The sequence below is a fragment of the Micromonospora sp. NBC_00617 genome, from assembly GCF_045161355.1.
Taxonomy (GTDB): domain Bacteria; phylum Actinomycetota; class Actinomycetes; order Mycobacteriales; family Micromonosporaceae; genus Micromonospora.
In genome coordinates this window covers 1,042,677-1,062,151 of sequence record NZ_CP107751.1, presented here as the reverse complement: position 1 = coordinate 1,062,151, position 19,475 = coordinate 1,042,677, and the positions used below count along the sequence as shown (strand labels likewise).

The window sequence follows — 19,475 nt, the reverse complement described above, 5'->3', positions numbered from 1 at the left end:
CGAGAGGATCAAGTGGTGAACGTGAGGCGGTACACCCCCCAGTGGCCACTTTTGTAGACGGCGCCGGGATCACCCCAGGCCGCCACGGAAATATGTGCGTGCGCGGCTTCCCGATAGCTGCCGGACGGACGGCAGGCAGTCGGGCTCTCCTACCGGCAGACCACTTCCGCCTATCCGCACGGGGCCGGGTCCTGGATCGTGGCCAGCGACAACCTGGGCCACCGGTCCGGCCTGACCGCGGCGGCCGGGTTGATGATGGACTAACCTCTTCGCGGCGCCGCGCCGTTACATGAAGTAGCGGAGCCAGACGTACAACCAGGCGATCAGCGTGCTCAGAATCGTGACCACGATGCCGTACTTGGTGAACTGCCAGAACGAGATCCGGTGCCCGTTCCGCGCCGCGATGCCGATGGCCACCACGTTGGCACTGGCCGCCACCGCAGTGCCGTTGCCGCCAAAGTCCGCGCCGAGGGCGAAGGCCCACCAGAGCGCCTGACCGGTTTGCGGGTCTGGCGCTTCGGCGACCAGCCCCTCCACCACCGGCGCCATCGTGGCGACGTACGGGATGTTGTCGAAGAAGGCGCCGAGCACCGCGGAGCCGAGGAGCAGGGACGTTGCCGCAGCGAAGAAGTTGTCACCCACCACGTTGATCGCCCACTCGCCGATCGTGCCGATGACACCGGTATGCACCAGCCCCGCGACCATCACGAACAGGCCCATGAAGAAGACCAGCGTCGGCCACTCCACCTCCTCCAGCACCTCGGAGATGTCCAGCTTCGAGACCAGCACCATCACCCCGGCGCCGACCAGGGCGACCAACGACGGGTCGATGTGCAGCACGGAGTGCAACCCGAAGCCGAGCACGACAAAGCCGAGGACGATCAGGCAGCGCACCAGCAGGCGCACGTCGGTGATGGCCCGCCGCTCCTGCAGCGCCATCACCGACGCGACGCGTTCGGGGTTGTAGCGGAAGGACTTGCGGAACAGCACCCGGGTGAACAGCACGAACACGGCGAAGATCACGACGACGATCGGAGCCATGTGTACGAGAAAGTCGCCGAACGTCAGCCCGGCCCGGCTGCCGATGATGATGTTGGGCGGGTCGCCGATCAGTGTCGCGGCACCGCCGATGTTGGAGGCCAGCACCTCGGCGATGAGGTACGGCTGCGCCGGGATGTGCAGCCGGTTGCAGACCACCACGGTGACCGGGGCGACCAGCATGATCGTGGTGACGTTGTCGAGGAACGGTGAGGCGACGGCCGTGATCAGCATCAGCAGCACCATCAGCCGGTACGGCTTGCCACGGGACTTCTTCGCGGCCCAGATCGCGAGGTAGTCGAAGATCCCGGTCTGCTTGATGACCCCGACAATGATCATCATCCCGAGCAGCAGGAAGATAACGCGCCAGTCGATGCCCTCGTGCTCGGAGAAGAAGACCTCGGCACCCGGGATCAACCCGAAGACGGCCATCGCCGCGGCGGCGATCAGCACAACCTTGACCTTGTCCACCTTCTCGGTGGCGATGAAGAAGAACGCCACCACGAAGATGACGAGCGCGATGACGGCGCTCATCGGGCGGACCCCGGCGGTCCGGAACCGACGCCGGCCACGGCCCGTTCGGCGAGGTCTCTACCGAACGGGATGACGTCCGCGTTGGGCAATCGCCGGGCAGGCGTCACCGCAGGACTGTGGAACATGGAATTACCTCCGGACGATGGCGTTCCGCGGTGCGGTACGCCGGGCGGATACGAGGTCAGGCGCGCGCGCCCGCCGGAACGCGGGGCGCGCGGGTGGCGCAGGGCTCCCGGGCCCAGACCGGTGCCGAGGGCTTGTCGGCGACGGCCACCGGAGTAGGCCCGCCGGGTGGCGTCAGGCCCGCGACGCGCGACGGACGTGCGACGCGCAGGGCAGCGCGGATTGCAACGCGCAGAGCGACACACGTGGCAGCGCGCCCCGTGGCACGCACAGCGACACAGGTGGCAGCGCGCGGGGCGCCACACAGCGCACCGGCCACGCGGTCACGGTGGTGGAGGTAGCTGGCACCCGTCGGGCGGGTGCGCCGGATCAGGCGTCCGGGTCCGGAACGGCCAGCCGGGCGAGCATGCTGTCCAGGGTGATCGCCCCGACGAGTACGCCGCCTTGGTCGACCACTGCCACCAGCGGGCTGCGCTGGCGGGCCATCAGGGCCGCTACCTCGAGCAGGGTCCCGTCCAAGCCCACGATGATCGGCCGAGCGGCGTCGTGGACCAGGCAGTCGCCGACGGTGAGTGTGCCCAGTTCCTCCCAGAACAGATCGGCGTGGGCCTCGTCGATGGCCCGGGCGAGCGCCGAATCCTCCTGGTACGTCCGTGGGACCGCCAGGCGGAGCACCTGGGTACCGGGCAGCACCGTCCGGGGCCGTCCCCGATCGTCGACGACGATCAGTCCAGGCAGCCTGTTGAGCGCCATCAGGCGCACGGCTTTCGCCACGGAATCCCGGACGGTCACCGTCGGAACTGTCACGGCGATCTCTCGTGCTTGCATAACACCAATCCTTGGGACATGGCCCAGCTTCGGCCAACGCTCTCGGGCGATCCGGCCACCGGCGGCCCCTGCTCAGGTGTTCCGCCGACCCGGGTACCAGCGAACCACGGAAACCGTCGGAGAGCTGACCATCCTCGCGCCGCAAGATCACGTGGAGTCGCCGACCAGCTCGGAGAAGCGCCGTTCGAGGGTGGCCAGCCGGTCGGCGACCGGGCGGCTGTGCAGGATCTCGGCGAGCTGATCGGCCTCGTCGTGTTCCATCACGATGCGTTCGACCGGTACGTCCGGGTCGTCGGCGCCGTAGATCAACAGCAGCCGCTGATCGAGGTTGTCCACGAGCGTGCCGAATCGCTGCCCGCCCCTGGTCCGGAAGTGGTGCACCACGCCGATCCCGGGGACCGTGGTATGGGTGATCTGCACTGTGCCTCCGCTCGGGTAGGGGGCCGTCGGTCGGGGAAGTACGGTGGCTGGACGGGAGCTGGCTACCCGGCCTGGCCCGGTCGACTTCCCGGTTTCAAGCATCCGGGCACGGCAGGCCCGCCACCATTGGGTCCAGCACCCATCTCCACCCGGGTGGAGCATGTAGGAACCGCTGGTGCGGGGGGCAGATGTTCGCGACCTGATCAGTGGCGCGCCGGATGGACAAAACCGCCGTGTCACGCCGACGCTGGCGACATGACCAATACCGCCGTCCGGCGAGGCCGCCCGTCGCGACGCCACCTTCCGCGCGGCCGACCGCCGACGCAGGCCCTGTTCCGCCGACTGTTCGCGCTCAACGGCCTGGTCTTCACCGTCGGAACGCTCGTCCTCGCGCTCTCCCCCGCCACGGTATCCTCGCCGGTGCTGCTCACCGAGGTACCCGTGCTGATCATCGGGCTCGCGCTCATCCTCGCCGTGAACGCGCTGCTGCTGCGAACCAGCCTGGCGCCGCTCGGCGCGCTCACCACGCTGATGCAGCGGGTGGACCTGCTGCACCGCGGTGACCGGCTGGTCGACAGCGGCAACGGCGACCTCACCAACCTGATCGAGACCTTCAACGCGATGCTCGACCGGCTGGAGGCCGAACGCAGCGCGAGCAGCGCGCACGCGCTCGCCGTTCAGGAGGGCGAGCGGCAGCGGATCGCGCGGGAACTGCACGACGAGATCGGGCAGAGCCTGACGGTCGTGCTGCTCGGCCTGAAGCGGGCGGTGGACCGAGCCCCGGAGGAACTGCGCGAGGAGCTGCACGCCGTACAGGAGACCGTCCGGTCCAGCCTCGACGAGGTGGGGCAGGTCGCCCGCCGGCTGCGCCCCGACGTCTTGGAGGACCTCGGGCTGCACAGCGCTCTGAATGCCCTCGCCACGGAGTTTTCCCAAGTCAGCGGCGTGCCGGTGACGAGGAAGTCGGATCCGGACGTACCGGCCCTGAGCGCCGAGATGGAGCTGGTGATCTTCCGGATCGTTCAGGAGAGCCTGACGAACGTTGCGCGTCACGCGCACGCCACGAAGGTGGAACTGTCGCTGCGGGCCGAGGACGACACCGTGGTGCTGAGGGTCGCGGACAACGGGACCGGTGACGTACGCCACGAGGGCGCCGGGATCCGCGGCATGCGGGAACGGGCGTTGCTCATCGGCGCGCGTCTCACCATCTCCGCGCTTCCCCGGGGCGGCACCGAGGTACGCCTGACCGTGCCTATGATGGCCGAGGGGAGTTAGCGGTGACCGTTTCCAGAACGAGGATTCTGCTGGCAGATGATCATGCACTGGTCCGTCGAGGGCTACGCCTGATCATCGACGCCGAACCGGACCTGGCGGTGGTCGCCGAGGCGGCCGACGGCGCCGAGGCGGTGGAGGCCGCCAAGGAGTCGGAGGTCGACCTGGCCATCCTCGACATCGCAATGCCCCGGATGACCGGACTCCAGGCAGCCCGCGAGATCTCCCGGCGGGCACCGGGCATCCGCATCCTGATCCTCTCGATGCACGACAACGAGCAGTACTTCTTCGAGTCACTTCGGGCCGGCGCCTCCGGCTACGTGCTCAAGTCGGTCGCCGACCGGGACCTGCTGGAGGCCTGCCGGGCTGCGATGCGCGGCGAGCCCTTCCTCTACCCGGGCGCGATCACCGCGCTCATCCGGGACTACCTGCACCGCGACCGGCAGGGAGAACGGATCCCGGAGAGCATCCTGACCCCGCGCGAGGAGGAGATCGTCAAGCTGATCGCCGAGGGCAACTCCGCGAAGGAGATCGCCGAGGCGCTGTTCATCAGCGTGAAGACGGTCGACCGGCACCGGGCCAACATCCTGCAGAAGCTCGGCATGCGGGACCGGCTCGACCTCACCAGGTACGCGATCCGGGCCGGCCTGGTCGAACCGTGAGCAGGGTGGTGGTGTGCGGGGCTGCGGACTGTCAAGCTGCTGATGGGCTGGTCATGACCGGGATGGCGGCCTGGTTGACGTGGTTGCTGTCGGGTTTGTTGATCCATGCCCGGTCGGGCAGGCGGGGCGGTAGCGGGCGGCGGCGGCCGAACCGTTGCGGGTGCGCGGCCCAGGCCGCGTCGCGCCGGCTACGGCGAGACCGCGGGCCATCCGTATCTCACTGTGTCGATGCTGTACAGCCTCTAACTCCTGGTCCGGCGCGGCTGAGCTACACAGCCGCCATCGATGTAGGGCAGACCTGGCCCCGTGATGACCAACGAGCGCCTTGATCACGTTGTCCGCCCCGCATAGATTTCATCCTTGTGGCCTACGGGGATACTACGACGACCGATGTCCGATCCCGGCGTCGGTTGCCATTGGTGCTCAAACTGTCCGGCCTAGCGCTTGTGGTCGCGGTCACGGTGGCGTTGACTCTGCTGGCTGTCGACAGACGCAGAGAAGCGGAGGCACGCGATGGGGTGCAATGGTGCCACCAAAAGGTCGTCCAGCGGGCGCTGGAGGACCAGAAGGCCACCGAATCAGCTGAGGTCCGGTTCCTGGGGGAACAGTTTGTCATCGGCCAGAACGATGCTGGACGACCCGACATCGCGGTTGACGGTGCCGTGTCGATCGGCGGGGTGGAGTCACGCTACTTATGCGGCCGGGAGTACGCGGACGGCACTGGCCACCTGACAGTGCACTGGGCCAATGAAAGGACTGGACAGGGCTAGCTGTGGCAGTGATCGGACGGCAGGCAAGCGGGTCTCCTCCTCGGGCACTCGCCAGACCTTCCAGGCTCCCGGGACGGGGACAAGGTGGAGCGTCCTGCCGGACGAGTCTCAATGATGGTTGTCAAGCCCGGGGTTGTCGGGCCTGATCCGGCTGGCCGCTCTGGGCCATGACACGGTGGGGCAGGTAGCTGCGTCGGTGGCGGTGCAGCCGTTCTGTTCGCGGAGGCGGCGCCACTGCTCGTGGGCGGCGAAAATGCGGTTCAGGCCGTCGCGCTCGTCTCGTAGTTCCAGGAACTCGTCGAGTAGGTCGAACAGGCTCTCGACGGTGCGGGCGTCGAGGTCGGGGTCCATGTCGCCGACGTCCTTGGGGCCGGTGGATTCGGCCAGGTGAGCGACGGTGCTCCACCAAACGTGGTTGTCGAGGCAGCCGGCTTGAGTCACCAGCCACGGTTGGAAGCCGGTCAGCAAGGTCCCTGCGTTTGCCTGGTTGCACCCTTCGATGAAGGCCACGACACTGGCGAAGTCTTCTCGGATGAGCCACATCCTGGGCCGCTTGCGGATGTTGGCGAACAAGTCCCGGTAGTTGGTGATCGTGATCGTCACCGCTGGATTCTGCCTGGCTGTTGGCTGTCCATGCGCCCGCGGTAGGGGTCTCCTCGGTCGAGCAGCCCTGTGGGTGTCCGGCGGGCACCGACTCTGACGCCTTCGGTGCCCGCCGACGAGGTCAGCGTTTAGGAAGCCCTGCTCAGAGGTTCGCAATGGGACGGTGTCAGATGACGGACTCGCGACAGGCTTCAGCCCGCGCACCTGCAACGCTTTGCGTCGATCTACAGCACGCCTGCAGACGCGGCGTTAGGCGATTCGAGACGATGCTCTGCCGATCAACGGAGTTCGAAGAATGCCTTCCATCCACCCAGACAGGGTGCAGTTCGCGTTGAATGAGTTGGCTGACCGGCTGGTAGTTCCAGCTGACTTAATCTCTGTTCACCGAGATGACCCCGCGCGAAGTCGCAGCCGCCGCTACCAGAGCATCCGTTACGGAGCTTTTCTTTTCACCTACGGGCCATTCGAGCGCTTCTTCAACCGGCTAATCGAACTACATGGCGGGCCAAGTCAAGGTTTATCGTTGACCACGGACAAGCTGAGATCGACCTTCGAGCAGCGACTCGCGGTGCCCAACCTGACGAAAACGTGGAAAGCACGGGTTCGAGTGGCTCCCGGCCAACATGGTGGTAACAAGCGTTGGCGCTGGACTTACCTGGCTGGACCCGACCTTCGGGACTACCTGCTCGATGCTCGCCGGCTGCGGCACCTTCTGGCCCATGGCGCCGATCCGAGCGACGCAGAGAACTTGTCTATGACGCTATACGTGCGCCGCAGCGACGGCGGACGCTCAGTAACTCTGATGTGGGCGGAGGGTTTTCTGCAAGCGGCACAGGACATCGCATCATCGACCGCACGCCGGCTTGCAGGCGGGGACGTTGCCCTACCGGACTGGCCGCAGCCGGTACGGTCCGGTGTCAGTGCGCGACTACCGGATGCTCCATACCAGTAGGTCGATCGAGCTGAGACCCTTGCCGATGAGGCGGTAGGACGCCTTGACCGAATCGGTGGCTGTGGCGACGCGGTCGCCAATACGCGCGGATCGCGGCATGAGCGGAAGCCGCCGTCCTCAGGAAAGATGCCTGCCATGACCGAGATCTCGCTCTCCGTGCCGGCTTATGACCCCGCGATAGGCGTCGTGGCGCCAGCTGAAGGCGGCACCGTCACCGTCGAGATCGTCAACGGATCAGTCGAGATCTTCGGTGACCCTGCTGGTCTCCGGGACCCCGCACGAATGTGCCTGGCGTTGGCAGACCCGCGGGCACCGGCCGGCGCGCATATTCACCTCGACCCCGGCATCAACCCGCTTGATCTCGGTTCCGCCTCCCTCATGCTTGCCCGCCACACGGCGCCGTCGAAGCCGTAGCCCCCTATCCGCGGCTACTTGTCCGTGCGTAATCTTCGGTGGTTTCGCTCGGTTCGCCGTGAGCGGCTGCATGCCGTTGGCGGCCGTCAGGTCGGTGCGGACTGGAGGGTGTCCGCGACCGGGTGGCGTGCGGCGGTCAGCGCGGGGATGGCGGTGAGCGCGGCGATGGCGAGCAGGACTCCGAGTGCGGTGGCGAGCAGCCAGGAACCGGGTGGGTACGGGACCTCGTCGGTGCTGAGGGACGCAACAAGCCCGATGCCGGTCGGGATCCCCACGGCGACGCCGGGTATGGCGGGAAGCAGTTGCGCTGCCGCCAGGCCCACGCCGGCCTGCGCGGGCGTGGCACCGAGCGTCCGCGCGACGGTCAGCGGCTGCCGGGCGTCGAGTACCGCGGTCCAGGTGCTCACGACGGCGTTGATGAGCGCAAGGATGCACAGCACGACGGTGAGCAGGACCATGGCCTGCTCGCCCCGTTCCCACCGGGGATTGGCGAGTTGTGTGTAGCCGAGGTCGAAGTGCACTACACGGGTGTTTTCCATGAGTATGGCGACGAGCGTGGTCGTGGTGATCAGGGTGTTCACCATGACGAGTCGGGCGCGGCGCGGCCGGCGCGCGTTGATGCGCACTCCGATCAGCAGGGCGGTGGGCAGCCGGCGTGACAGCCAGATGCGCCACCGCCGGCGCCGCGGCGGCGTTGCGGTGTCGGCCAGTGCGTGAACGGTGCTGGTGGCGGCGGCGCGCACCACCGGTATCAGAGTCGCCGCCACAGCGATCGTGAGGGCGAGGGCCGTGACGGCGATCGCTATGCGCAGCGCGGGGGGCTGGGCGTTGACGGAGCCGATGAGTCCGGCGCTGGGGCGGATCAGCACGGGTGCGGCGAACCAGCCGGCGGCCAGGCCCGTGGCGGCGGCGGCGAGCCCGATGACGAGGTATTCGGCGAGGTGGACGGCGGCGATCATGGCTGGTCCGGCGCCGACGGCCTTGAGCAGCCCCACCCGGCGGCGCTGGCCGATGATCCGGCCCGCCACGATGCCGGCGACGCCGGCCAACGCAAGGCCGGTGAGCAGCCAGCTGCCGACGAGCAGCACCGTCCGCGCATCGCTGTACAGCCGACCGTTGAGGTAGCTGATCTCCTGCCAGGTGGTGAGTTGGTCGCTGACGGTGTACGTGGTGCTGGCCGCCGGGTCGGCGAGTTTGAGGTTCAGGGTGTACGACAGCGGCTGTTCGCCGGCGAGCGTGGCGATGTCGCTGTGGTCGACCCAGACCAGGCCGCCGCGCTCGACCAAGATGCTGCCGGGGTAGTGCCACCCGGCGTACGGATACGTCGCTCTCGCGGCGGTGACCGCGGTCCCGATCACGCGCAGCGGATGGCCGTCGATGTTGACCGTGTCGCCGGTGCGGATGCCGAGGGCGTCGGCGAAGAAGCGCTCGACGACCACGCCGCCGGGGCGTACCCAGGTGCCGTCGGTCACGGCGGGCCGGTCGGTCGATACGGGTGTGGTGTCCCGGCCCTCGACGACGGCGTGCGCGGACTTGCCGCGGGCCGTCATTGTCAGGTAGGCGATCGGGAAGGGGCCGCTGTGATCGGTGACGCCGGCCGCGGTGGTCAGCGATGCGAGCTCGTCCAACGCGGCCTGGCCGGTGGCCCGGGGTGTCGCGATCACGTCCGGGCCGACGGTGGCGGTCCGGGTCTGCTGGTACGGCCGGTCGGCGATTTCGTTGAGGGTGAGGCCGAGGGTCAGCGTCGCGGTGGCGGCGGTGATCGCGAGCAGGAGCAGTACGGTCTCGGTGCGCCGCCGGCGCAGGTCCCGCACCAGCAGCCGGCAGACGAGCAACAGACGTCCGGCCATGTCAGCGCCACCCACCGTAGACCGTACCGGTGGTGGTGCCGGCGAGCCGGCTGTCGTCGGCGAACGACCCGTCACGCATGGAGATCACCCGGTCGGCGACCGCGGCGATGCGCGCGTCGTGGGTGACCACCACCAGCGTCTGCCCCGTCGTACGCAGCTCCTCGAACAACCGCAGCACCTCCAGGGTAGCGGCGCTGTCCAGGTTCCCGGTGGGCTCGTCGGCCAGCACGACCAGCGGCTCGTTGCTCAACGCGCGGGCGATCGCGACCCGCTGGCGCTGGCCGCCGGACAATGCCGACGGCAGGTGCTTGGCGCGGTCGGCGAGCCCCACCCGGTCGAGCAGAGTCATGGCGCGCTGCCGAGCCCGGCGCGGCGACTGTCCGGCCAGCAACGCGGCCAGCTCGACGTTCTCCACCGCGGTCAACTCGTCCATGAGGTGGAACGACTGGAAGACGAAGCCGATGTGATGCCGCCGCAGCCGGGCCAGGCCGCCCTCGCTCATCCCGTCGATCCGGTGCTCGGCCAGCCAGATCTCGCCGTCGGTCGGGCGTTGCAGCCCGCCCAGCAGGTGCAACAGGGTTGACTTCCCGCAGCCGCTTGGACCCATGATCGCCAACGTCTGCCCGGCGGGCACGTCCAGGTCGACCTCGTCGACCGCGCGGACCAGTGCGCTTCCCCGGCCGTACCACCTGGTCACCCCGCGTGCCCGCAGCATCGTCGATCCCGTCACGCCCCCGCCTTCCCCCCGGTCCGAGCACGCTCGGTCCACATGCGCTCGCACGCTTCCAACCACTCCAGGTCGGCCCGCAGCCGCAGCACGACACCCTCCAGCAGCAACCCGGCAACCGGGTCCACCGACCGGTCCAGTGCGGCCCGCTGGGCGTCACGCAGCCGGCGCAACACCTCCCGCCGCTGGGCGTCGACCAGCGCCACGGGATCGGCCAACCGCGCCGTCACGGCGGCCACCAGCTTGAGATGGAACTCCGCGAGGTCCGGCTTCGGCCAACTCACTTCGGCCAGCCAGGCGGCGACCCGCTGCTGCCCCGCCGAAGTCAACGCGTACACCCGCCGGTCCGGCCGGTCCGGCAGCCCCTCGGCCCGCTCCGAGGTCACCAGCCCGGCCTTCGCAAGCCGGGCCAGCGTCACGTAGATCTGCCCGGCGTTCATCGCCTCGCCGAGCGGACCGAGTGCGCCACGCATCCGGCTACGCAGCTCGTACCCGTGCGCCGGCTCCTTCGCCAGCATGGCCAGCACCACATCCTGCACCCAGACACACCTCCGTCGACCGACAATAGATAACCGCTATCTATAGCGCTGTCAAATCGGAAGGGGAGGGGCGCAGCCAGACAGAGCCGGCCGCCTACCTCGATGGTGTTCTGCGCGGATGTGCTAGAGGCGGCAAGGATCACAGCCCTCGCTGATCAACGACGCCACGTGCACGCTCATCGGCATGAGCGGATGCCACCCGACCACGACCAGGACCACCAGTGCTGACGCCTTCGGATTCGCCGAAGAGGTCTCCAGCCTGAAGGGCCAGGTCAGAGCACTGCACGTGGGATCGGTGTCTCGAATGACGGAACAGCGGCGGACTCCAGCATGCTCACCCGCAACGCTCCACATCGATCTGCAGCACGCCCACCGACGCGGCCTTAATACTGCAACGGCAGTAGGCGAATCGAGTTCGACTCGCGTTCGTTGGTCTGCCTGTGACGGACGTTGATGTTGATCGTTGGCATTGGGAGTTGGACCGGTTGCATGCTCGGATCGGGCCTCGGTTTCGCCGGTCGGAGCCGCGGCGGCGTGCGCGGCAGTACCTGTGTGGGCTGGTGTCGGGTCTGGGCCGTAAGAACGGTTGGACCTTGGCTGAGCAGGCCGGTGATGTGTCGCCGGACGGGATGCAGCGGTTGTTGCGGTGGGCGGACTGGGATGTCGACGCGGTCCGTGACGATGTTCGGGACTACGTGGTCGAGCACCTCGGCGCCCCGGCCGGAGTGCTGATCGTCGACGACACCGGGTTCCTGAAGAAGGGCACCCGGTCGGCCGGGGTGCAGCGGCAGTACTCCGGCACCGCGGGGCGAACGGAGAATTGCCAGGTCGGGACGTTCCTGGCCTACCGGTCAGCGAAGGGTCACGCGCTGATCGACCGGCAGCTCTACCTCCCGGCGTCGTGGACCGATGACCGGGACCGGTGTCGGGCAGCGGGGATCCGAGGTGCAGTTCGCCACGAAGGTGCAGATGGCCCGGGACATGTTGGCCCGGGCGTTGGACGCTGGGGTGCCGGTCGGGTGGGTGACGATGGACGAGGCCTACGGCCAGTCGAAATCCCTGCGGGTCTGGTTGGAACACCGGGATGTGGGTTATGTGGTCGCGACCCGCCGCAACGACGACATGATCACCACCACGATGGGCGCCGCCCGGGCGGACGCGCTGATCGCCGCCCTGCCGGCTCGGGCGTGGTGCCGGCTGTCCGCTGGCGCCGGTGCGCACGGGCCTCGGGAGTACTGGTGGGCGCGGGTGCCGGCGCGTATCTGCTGGCAGCCTGGCCGGGGGCACTGGCTCCTCGCACGCCGGAGCATGACGACCGGGGAGATCGCGTACTACGTCTGCTACGGACCACGCCGCACCCGCCTGGTCGACCTGGCCCGCATCGCGGGGGCGCGGTGGGCGATCGAGGAGTGCTTCCAGCAGGCCAAGAACGAAGCAGGTCTCGACGAGTACCAGGTCCGTGACTGGCGAGCCTGGTACGCCCACATCACCCTGTCCATGGCCGCCCACGCCTGGCTGTCGGTCGCGCGATCCCTTACCGCAAAAGGGGATCCAGCTCCGGCGACGACATGATGATCGGCTACACCGTACCGGAGATCCGAAGACTGCTCACCGCTCTCATAGTGCGATCAACTCAACCACCAGAGCGCGTCTGGGCCTGGTCCCACTGGCGCCGACGACGCCAACACCAAGCCCGGACCTGCCACTACCGACGACACGGCTACCCCTAACCAACTGCCGTTGCAGTACTAAGCCCGAGTTGTTCGAGCGCGACGTGCCGGCCGTCGCGAGGATCACGCCGAGCACGAGCCAGCAGACCTGGGCGGTCGACAGCTGCTCGTCGGCGATGGCGAGCCCGACCGTTGCTGTTCCGGCGACGACCGTCACGGCGCGCACCAACGCTGAAGCATCAATGCGGCGAGTGCGCTTGTTGCCGGAACGGTCGACCATGTCTTCCATGATGCCCGAATCCAACTGCCAGTACGCCGTTCGACCGTCCGTGCACTCAGCCGCGACGCCCGGGCCTGGCTCACGTATGGGTAGCGAGCGGACCGGCCCGAGTCTGTTCGGATCGGTAGCTCGTGTCCCACCGTGATTGATCGCGGCCGACTCGGGCGCACAAACCGTGCCCCCGAGTCGGCACGACAATCGGCAGCCCGTTACCGGCGGCCGAACTTGACACTCATCTCTGCCACTGGTCAGGCGGGTACGAACTGCCACTGCTGGTTGGTCCCGCCGTTGGCGGTCCACTGCACGACCTGCGCCCCGTCGCTGGTCGAGGCGGCGTAGACGTCGGCTGCCAGTCCGCTGGCCTGGCTGACGATGGTGTAGTAGCCGTCACCGGTGGGCCGCAGGTACCACGACTGGTTGGTACCGCCATTGGCCGACCACTGCTGCAGTTGCAGACCCGCCGTGGTGCTGCCGCCGTTGACGTCGAGGACCTTTCCGGAGGCGGTGTAGCGCAGGGTGTAGGCGTCCTGCGTGGTGCTGATCGTCCAGGTGGGAGTGCCGCTCTGCTGGACCGCCTTGGCGCCGTCGGCGGTGGAGTTGCCGGCGATGGCGAGGGGCTTTCCGCTGTTGCGGTTGACGATGCGGTAGGTGCCGGGAGTGGGCCCGGTTCCGCCGCTTCCGCCGAGGTTGAGGTACTCGACCGCGTCGGTGAAGACGGTGCTGCCGGACTTCGTGGTCGACAGCTGCAGGTACACGCGGCTGCCGGTGGCCGGGGCGGTGAAGGAAACCGGTTGGGTGACCCGTGAGCCGAGCGGGACGGTCAGGGTCGTGCTGCCGGACGCGACGACCGCGCCGGTGGGGCTGTCGAGCCGGGCGGTCCAGGCGAAGCCCACCGAGGTGTTGGTGAAGTCGTCGTTGAACACGGTGATGGTGCGGGTCACCGTGGCGTTGCGGGCGTAGCTGGGTACCGCCTGCGGCAGCGGGAAGGTGCCGTTCGAGTCCGAATTGCCGGAGGCGGACCAGTACGGGAGATCGACCGCGGCCACCGGGTTGAACGCCGCCTGCACGCGCTGGATCTGCGGGTTGCTCCACGGGTCGGGCAGGTTGTCCGCACCGTAGATCGGGTGACCGCCCTCCTCCGGGGTGAAGTCGGTGCTCCGCACGCCGGGCACGACGCTGGCCCAGGCGGACAGCAACGTGTACGGACGCAAGTCGGTGGCGCCCTTACCGCGCTTGGCCAGGGTTGCCGTGGCGAACCACTCGAAGCCCTGCTTGTTGTTGCATGCCGGCCAGATGAACTCGCCCTCGCCGTCGGGCCGCCCGTTCACGCTGACCAGGCCCTCCCCGTACCTGCCGAAGCCGTCGACGTAGTGCGGGATCACCGCGAAGTTGGCGTACGTCATCCCGGGATACAGGCTGACATTGTTGCCGACGCCCACCTCGACAATGATCGGCCGGGTGCCGTCGGCGCCGTTCATCGCCGCGTACAGGTCCTTTTCGAACTGTTCGGAATCCTGGCCGCTCTGGTTCGGCTCGTTGTTCTGGCTCCAGCGGATGATCGCGGGGTGGTTGCGGTCGCGCAGGACCAGCGCACGGGCGTGGTTGATCATGTTGTCGCGCCCGACGGAGTTCTGCCACTCCTGCGAGGATTGGGAGCCGCGAATCGCGACCTCGTCAATGATCATCAGGCCCATCTCGTCGGCGACATCCAACATGTACGGGCTCCCGGGCTCCTGGTGGATGCGCACCACGTTGTAGTTCAGCCGCTGGTAGTTGTCCACCGCCTGCGGCCAGCCGCCGTTGCCGGACGACGGGGGCAGGAAGCCGGGCAGGGTGTGGTACGCGTCGCCCTTGCCGTTGTTGTTGATCCGGTCGTAGTCGGCACCCTGGAGGTTGTCGCCGCGGAAGTTCACGCGCACGCCGTTGAGGTAGTAGTAGTCACCGTTCTGGGTGGCCTCCCGGAACCCGAACCGGTACTCGGCGTCGCTCGTCCGGCCGTCGTCGGTGACGGCATGCACCGTCAGCCCGTGCAGCTGCGCCCGGTACCCCGACCGGTACGGCACGTTGGGCCACCAGTACGAGGTGCTGTCGAGGTTCCACGCGACCGGCCCGACGGTCACGGTCACGGTCGAGCGGGCCGCCACGGTGACCGTACGGCTGGGCAGTGCCGGGTAGCTGAAAGCCGTTCCGTTGTTGGACGACAGCGACCCGGTCAACGTCACCGACCGGGAACTGCCCGACGTGTTCCGCACCGTCACGTCGTAGGTCAGCGTCTTGTTCGCCACCGACGTACGCACGAATGTGTCGCTGACGTACACCGCCGGGTACACCCGCAGGAACGCGGACCCGAAGATCCCCTGGGGGACCGCCTCGGACCACGTGGCGGCGTCGGGCACCAGGTACCGGCCGTTGGATGCCTTCAACGCGCCGCGGCCCTTCACGTTCACGGTGATCGTGTGGGTGGTGCCGGGCGCCGCGTATGCGCTGATGTCGAAGTTCGACGGGGTGAACGCCGTCGTCTGGGTGGCGACCACGCGGCCGTCGACCGACAGTGTCGCCTGGTGGTTGACGGCGCCGAACTCGATCCAGGTCGACTGCGGCTGCCCCGAGTCCGGCACGGTGATGCTGCGCGAGTACACCGCCTCGTTCACGTCGGTGAAGCCCTGCTTGTACCAGCCGCCTCCGGGTACCGCGATCGTGGTCGCCCCCCGACCCGCGGGCGTGAAGCCCCAGGTCCCGGCCAGGTCGACCGAGGCGATCGCGGCGTTACCGGCCGCCACACCGTCAACACCGGCGGCCGCGACACTCTGCGTCGCGACCGGCGCGGCCAGGGCCGACCCGTGGATCGCCAGGGCCACGCTCGCGGCGACCACGGCTACGGCCAGCCCTCCAGCCGCTGCCGGCAACCAGCCGCGCCGGCGGGCGTTCGAACGATGCATGCCAACCTCCTGTGACTCATCCGCCAGCTCCGCGACACCGGTTCAGGGCACAGCCTCAAGGCCGGTACTCGAATCGATTCGACAAATCTGCCGGCGTCGCCGACCACCCGGGAAGGGTGACTGCGGCCCGAATACATAGATATGTATTAATGGGTGCATCGAGTGTAAAGTCAAGGTTTCGAGGCGGTTACTTCCTGCTCCTGACGCCGCGCAGGCTTCGAGTGGCCGCCAATGAGTACGACCCTTCCGGAGTGCTAGGGCATCGCGTTCAGCCATTCCGTGTCGCCGGCTCACCGACGCGGCGCCGATCGAGTAGCGAATCGATTCGCCTCTGCGGCACCCAGCCGTGTGACACGTCGAAGGCGTGGACAGCACTGCGGTCCTCGGCGAAGTCGGCGGGCGGCCCGGCCTGACCTGTTCGGTTCGGAACTGGAGTTAGGGTGTTGGCAAGGAACGTGCTTTGCCAGCGTCAGGGCGGGTTACGGGATCTTGATGGCGAGTGCCTGACTGCGTAGACATGACTGCGCAATCATACAGGACTATGGCCGGCGATGGGAGGTGCCGTGACGCGACTGGCGAGGCCGGGCGGAAGCCCTCCGACGCCGCGCAGCGTGGACGTCGCGCGGCTGGCCGGCGTCTCCCAGAAGACGGTGTCCAGGGTCCTCAACGACGAGCCGTATGTCTCGGCCGACGTGCGCCGGCGGGTTCTGGACGCCGCCGCGGAGCTCGGCTACCGGCGCAACCAGGCGGCCCGGGCGCTGGCCTCCGGGCGGACCCGGTCGATCGGCGTGGTGACGCTCGGCAGCGCCTTGTACGGGCCGGCGTCGTGGCTCATGGGCATCGAGCGGGCGGTCCGGAAGGTGGGCTACACGCTGCGGGTGGCCACCACGATCGAGGGCGACCCGGGCGGCATCGCGAGCGCCCTGGCGTCGCTGCTGGACCAGGGCGTGGACGGCGTCGTCATCTCCGAGCCGATCGACGAGGGCGTCGGCCTCATCAGCGTCGACGTGCCGGTCCTGGTCCTCGGCACGCCGCCCACCTTCACCGCGCCGCAGGTGGTGACCGCCAGGGTCGGCGCGGGCCGACTCGCGCGGGCCGCGACCGAGCACCTGCTGAAGTTGGGGCACGCGACCGTCCATCACCTGGCCGGCCCGCAGCGGTGGTATTCGGCACGGGACCGTCTCGCCGGCTGGCGCGAGGCGCTGCGAGCCCACGGTGCGGACGAGCCGCCGGTCGTCGAGGGCGACTGGTCGGCCGCGTCCGGCTACGCGGCGGGCCGAGAACTGGCCGGCGACGGCACCGTGACCGCGGTGTTCGCCGCGAACGACGACATGGCGATCGGTCTCATCCGCGCGCAGCTCGAGGCCGGGCGCCGGGTGCCCGAGGACATCAGCGTCGTCGGGTTCGACGACATCCCGGTCGCCGCCTACGTCACTCCCCCGCTCACCACCGTGCGGCAGCCGTTCGACGAGGTCGTGCGGCAGGGCCTCGCGCGGCTGGTACAGGTCATCGAGAAGCCGGACGTCGAGCTTCCACCGGCGGCCGACCGACCGGTCGAGCTCGTCGTCCGCGCCTCGACGGCGCCACCACCGCCCCGGCCGATCCCGGGAGGTAACCGCCGAGCGATCCCCTACGCCCACGGTGGCCCGCACGGTCAGCCCGCCGGCAGCGAAGTCCCATCCACCCAGCCCTGATCAGCTTCGATCTGTCCACCTACGGCGGCACGTCACCCGAGGCCCGCACCGGCCGTCACTGACGAGCGGCGGTAGCACCCGCGTGCGGGCGAAGATTGCAAGCTCATTGGATCAATCGACGCCCCGGCTTTCGATGCCGCCACGGCCATACCAGCACCCAACAGCCCACCAACCGCCGGTGCAAGATCCTCTACCTCAGGGAAGACCACGTCATGGCAAGACTCGCCGACCATCCCCGCCTCCCTAGCGGGATCCAGACTCCATCCACGCAGCCGTCAGATCTGTCCATCCTGCCGTCGCACGTCCCTGACGCTGATCAGGAACGGCAGATTCCCGAAGCACCTCTCCCCCAGGGCCCCCGCAAAGTCGTCAGGGGCTGTCGCTGCTGGTGACGGTGTGCACGTCGTGGCGGGAGGTGGGTTCGCGGTTGGGTTGTCCGGGTGGCCGTCCAGGACCTGGCCGGGTGGGTTCGGTGCACTGGCGGGACAGGCGGTCGTCGGGCGGATGTGACGAAATACGCGGCGGACGTGGGCCGGGGTGAGTCGTTCGGGTCGGGCTGGTCGCTCCTACGGGTGGCGCAGGTCAGCGGCGAGGGGCCGGGCCAGCCGGAGTTGGGTGTGGGCAGCGATGAAGTCCGTGGGCCGCGGCCGGCGCTCAGTACACGTAGACGCTGTTGGAGTTGTAGCTGATCGAGCCGTAGGAGCCAGCGGGCATGATCTGGTAGTAGCTGCCGGTGCAGTTGGTGCTGGTGTACAGGCGGGCGGGCTGGTTGGCGGTGTTGCGGGCGGACTCGGCGCGGCCGTTGCCCCAGCCGTGGGCCGCGAGGCTGACACACGTGCCGATGGTCGGGTCGGCCGCCTGCGCGGTGAAGCGCTCACCGGTGTAGTTGGTGCCGTCCCACAGGCAGAGCGTGCGGGTTGACGCGCACGTGCTGTCGGCCGCCGCACCGGTGGCGGACGCGTTCACCGGAGTAGCGGTCAGCGACAGCGCCGGGGCGGCGGCGCAGAGCACGGTGGCCACCAGCAGGCGGACGCGCGTGGTTCCGTTGGACATGAGATCTCCTCTAAACAATGGCGATACTGACCGAACTAGGGGATGAAACGGGTGGGGTGAGCGCCTCCACGGGCACGAACCGATACCCGCGCGCGAGGAGCCCTTCGATAATCGGCGGCAGGGCCGCGACGGTCTGCGACCGGTCGCCACCGCCGTCATGCAGCAGGATGACCGAACCGGGACGGGCCCGGTCGAGGATCCGGCGGGCGATGACATCGGCGCCGGGCATCGCCCAGTCCTCCGCCTCGGCGTCCCAGAGCACGACCGTTGGATCCAGCTCGCGCAACCAGCCGATGACCTGCGGGGTGCGCGAACCGTACGGCGGCCGGAAACACGACGGCACCGGTCCGCCGCTCGCCGTGGCCACCGCCTCGCCGGCCCGCTGCACCTGGTCCGCCAGCTCCGTGCGGGACAGCTCCTGCAGGAACGGGTGGGACCAGGTGTGGTTGCCGACCTGGTGGCCCTGCTCCCGCATCCGCACCAGCTCGTCCGGATGGCCTCCGGCGTGCAGGCCGACGCTGAAGAACGTGGCCGGGACGCCATATCGTTCCAGGACGTCCAGGACCTGACCGGTGTACGGCGGCTGGGGGCCGTCGTCGAAGGTCAGCGCTACCTCCGGCCGGGCCCGGTCGCCGTGGCTCAGGCAGCGTCCGGCCGCCGTGGCCGCGGCGAGGGCCGGCTCGCTGCGGGCGATGACGGCCGCCAGCTCGTCCTCGCGGCCGGTCTGGGTGCCGCGGTGGCGTTCCAGCCGGGTCAGCGCGGAGAGGTCGCGCTGCGCCGCCCGGGCGATATCGATCGCCGGAACGGAACCGAACCCGGGCCGGGGCGGCAGAACGTGTGGGTCGGCCCGGTAGACCGGCAGTCCGGCCGCCATCAGCTGGCCGTCGACTATCCCGTTGGTGCTGTCCACCACCGCAGATCCGGCGGTGGTGCGCACATACGCCACCAGGGCCGCGAGTCGTCCCCGGCCGAACAGCACCAGCTCGACCGGCTGCCGTCCATGCTCGTCGACGACCGCGACCTGGTAGCCATCGGCACCCCACGCGACTGCCGCGTACCGCATGTTTCCTCCTTCCGTCGGTCTTGCCTCACACCCCGGGGACGCAC

General features: G+C 68.7%; 17 protein-coding genes and 2 pseudogenes. 7 read left to right on the top strand and 12 right to left on the bottom strand.

What is annotated here, in order from left to right:
* Window positions 1–285: 285 nt before the first annotated feature.
* From OG505_RS04765 to OG505_RS04755, 3 genes are all read right to left on the bottom strand, one after another.
* Complete coding sequence (locus OG505_RS04765; protein ID WP_405431266.1) at window positions 286–1,572, bottom strand: SLC13 family permease; 1,287 nt, start codon at window positions 1,570–1,572, stop codon at window positions 286–288.
* 492 nt (window positions 1,573–2,064) lie between these two features.
* On the bottom strand, window positions 2,065–2,523 hold the full coding sequence (locus OG505_RS04760) for a CBS domain-containing protein (protein ID WP_405431264.1): 459 nt from the start codon (window positions 2,521–2,523) through the stop codon (window positions 2,065–2,067).
* Window positions 2,524–2,670: 147 nt separating this feature from the next.
* Window positions 2,671–2,943 carry a hypothetical protein gene (locus OG505_RS04755; protein WP_405431263.1) on the bottom strand — a complete coding sequence of 91 codons (273 nt, stop codon included), beginning with the start codon at window positions 2,941–2,943 and terminating at the stop codon, window positions 2,671–2,673.
* Between the two features lie 255 nt (window positions 2,944–3,198).
* Between OG505_RS04755 and OG505_RS04750 the strand changes: the two genes are divergently transcribed.
* From OG505_RS04750 to OG505_RS04740, 3 genes are all read left to right on the top strand, one after another.
* Window positions 3,199–4,218, top strand: a complete 1,020-nt coding sequence (locus OG505_RS04750) for a histidine kinase (RefSeq protein ID WP_405431261.1) — start codon at window positions 3,199–3,201, stop codon at window positions 4,216–4,218.
* A 2-nt stretch (window positions 4,219–4,220) separates the two neighbouring features.
* The gene (locus tag OG505_RS04745) at window positions 4,221–4,877 is read left to right on the top strand and encodes a response regulator (protein WP_405431260.1); all 657 of its coding nucleotides are present in this window, start codon (window positions 4,221–4,223) and stop codon (window positions 4,875–4,877) included.
* Window positions 4,878–5,296: 419 nt separating this feature from the next.
* Window positions 5,297–5,647 carry a hypothetical protein gene (locus tag OG505_RS04740; RefSeq protein ID WP_405431259.1) on the top strand — a complete coding sequence of 117 codons (351 nt, stop codon included), beginning with the start codon at window positions 5,297–5,299 and terminating at the stop codon, window positions 5,645–5,647.
* Between the two features lie 108 nt (window positions 5,648–5,755).
* Here the strand turns inward: OG505_RS04740 and OG505_RS04735 are convergent, their stop codons facing one another.
* Entirely contained in the window at window positions 5,756–6,250 is a 495-nt protein-coding gene (locus OG505_RS04735) for a hypothetical protein (RefSeq protein WP_405431258.1), read from the bottom strand.
* Window positions 6,251–6,569: 319 nt separating this feature from the next.
* Here OG505_RS04735 and OG505_RS04730 point away from each other — a divergent pair, with 319 nt between their 5' ends.
* Window positions 6,570–7,202, top strand: a complete 633-nt coding sequence (locus OG505_RS04730) for a hypothetical protein (protein WP_405431257.1) — start codon at window positions 6,570–6,572, stop codon at window positions 7,200–7,202.
* Between the two features lie 135 nt (window positions 7,203–7,337).
* Window positions 7,338–7,616, top strand: coding sequence for a hypothetical protein (locus OG505_RS04725; protein WP_405431255.1), 279 nt, complete (start codon window positions 7,338–7,340; stop codon window positions 7,614–7,616).
* A gap of 86 nt (window positions 7,617–7,702) precedes the next feature.
* Here the strand turns inward: OG505_RS04725 and OG505_RS04720 are convergent, their stop codons facing one another.
* From OG505_RS04720 to OG505_RS04710, 3 genes are read right to left on the bottom strand one after another with little or no spacing between them, the layout of a single operon-like run.
* Window positions 7,703–9,466 (bottom strand): FtsX-like permease family protein, encoded by a 1,764-nt coding sequence (locus tag OG505_RS04720; protein ID WP_405431254.1) that lies wholly within the window; start codon window positions 9,464–9,466, stop codon window positions 7,703–7,705.
* Window position 9,467: 1 nt separating this feature from the next.
* Window positions 9,468–10,196: an ABC transporter ATP-binding protein gene (locus tag OG505_RS04715; RefSeq protein ID WP_405431252.1), complete on the bottom strand. Its 729-nt coding sequence runs from the start codon at window positions 10,194–10,196 to the stop codon at window positions 9,468–9,470.
* Window positions 10,193–10,732 carry a PadR family transcriptional regulator gene (locus OG505_RS04710; protein ID WP_405431251.1) on the bottom strand — a complete coding sequence of 180 codons (540 nt, stop codon included), beginning with the start codon at window positions 10,730–10,732 and terminating at the stop codon, window positions 10,193–10,195. Before OG505_RS04710 ends, OG505_RS04715 begins: the two co-directional genes overlap by 4 nt.
* 440 nt (window positions 10,733–11,172) lie before the next feature.
* Here OG505_RS04710 and OG505_RS04705 point away from each other — a divergent pair.
* Window positions 11,173–12,462 (top strand): annotated as a pseudogene (locus tag OG505_RS04705) (IS701 family transposase).
* Here the strand turns inward: OG505_RS04705 and OG505_RS04700 are convergent.
* Window positions 12,350–12,682 carry a hypothetical protein gene (locus OG505_RS04700; RefSeq protein WP_405434894.1) on the bottom strand — a complete coding sequence of 111 codons (333 nt, stop codon included), beginning with the start codon at window positions 12,680–12,682 and terminating at the stop codon, window positions 12,350–12,352. The pseudogene OG505_RS04705 and the gene OG505_RS04700 sit on opposite strands and share 113 nt — an antisense overlap.
* A 248-nt stretch (window positions 12,683–12,930) precedes the next feature.
* Window positions 12,931–15,621, bottom strand: a complete 2,691-nt coding sequence (locus OG505_RS04695; RefSeq protein WP_405431250.1) for an RICIN domain-containing protein — start codon at window positions 15,619–15,621, stop codon at window positions 12,931–12,933.
* Window positions 15,622–16,184: 563 nt separating this feature from the next.
* On the opposite strand from OG505_RS04695, the gene OG505_RS04690 reads away from it, so the two are divergent.
* The gene (locus tag OG505_RS04690; protein WP_405431249.1) at window positions 16,185–17,315 is read left to right on the top strand and encodes a LacI family DNA-binding transcriptional regulator; all 1,131 of its coding nucleotides are present in this window, start codon (window positions 16,185–16,187) and stop codon (window positions 17,313–17,315) included.
* 369 nt (window positions 17,316–17,684) lie between these two features.
* On the opposite strand, the pseudogene OG505_RS04685 reads toward OG505_RS04690, so the two are convergent.
* The 3 genes and pseudogenes from OG505_RS04685 to OG505_RS04675 form a co-directional block, all read right to left on the bottom strand.
* Window positions 17,685–17,944: pseudogene (locus OG505_RS04685) on the bottom strand (transposase); the annotation flags it as partial.
* Window positions 17,945–17,969: 25 nt separating this feature from the next.
* Window positions 17,970–18,368, bottom strand: a complete 399-nt coding sequence (locus tag OG505_RS04680; RefSeq protein ID WP_405431247.1) for a peptidase inhibitor family I36 protein — start codon at window positions 18,366–18,368, stop codon at window positions 17,970–17,972.
* Between the two features lie 10 nt (window positions 18,369–18,378).
* Complete coding sequence (locus tag OG505_RS04675; protein ID WP_405431245.1) at window positions 18,379–19,431, bottom strand: polysaccharide deacetylase family protein; 1,053 nt, start codon at window positions 19,429–19,431, stop codon at window positions 18,379–18,381.
* Between the last annotated feature and the right edge of the window lie 44 nt (window positions 19,432–19,475).

What these genes read in the sequence shown, in the direction of transcription:
- OG505_RS04765 (WP_405431266.1), bottom strand. Translation starts at nt 1,572, where the DNA reads ATGAGCGCCGTCATCGCGCTCGTCATCTTCGTGGTGGCGTTCTTCTTC.
- OG505_RS04760 (WP_405431264.1), bottom strand. Translation starts at nt 2,523, where the DNA reads ATGCAAGCACGAGAGATCGCCGTGACAGTTCCGACGGTGACCGTCCGG.
- OG505_RS04750 (WP_405431261.1), top strand. Translation starts at nt 3,199, where the DNA reads ATGACCAATACCGCCGTCCGGCGAGGCCGCCCGTCGCGACGCCACCTT.
- OG505_RS04725 (WP_405431255.1), top strand. Translation starts at nt 7,338, where the DNA reads ATGACCGAGATCTCGCTCTCCGTGCCGGCTTATGACCCCGCGATAGGC.
- OG505_RS04720 (WP_405431254.1), bottom strand. Translation starts at nt 9,466, where the DNA reads ATGGCCGGACGTCTGTTGCTCGTCTGCCGGCTGCTGGTGCGGGACCTG.
- OG505_RS04700 (WP_405434894.1), bottom strand. Translation starts at nt 12,682, where the DNA reads ATGGTCGACCGTTCCGGCAACAAGCGCACTCGCCGCATTGATGCTTCA.
- OG505_RS04695 (WP_405431250.1), bottom strand. Translation starts at nt 15,621, where the DNA reads ATGCATCGTTCGAACGCCCGCCGGCGCGGCTGGTTGCCGGCAGCGGCT.
- OG505_RS04680 (WP_405431247.1), bottom strand. Translation starts at nt 18,368, where the DNA reads ATGTCCAACGGAACCACGCGCGTCCGCCTGCTGGTGGCCACCGTGCTC.
- OG505_RS04675 (WP_405431245.1), bottom strand. Translation starts at nt 19,431, where the DNA reads ATGCGGTACGCGGCAGTCGCGTGGGGTGCCGATGGCTACCAGGTCGCG.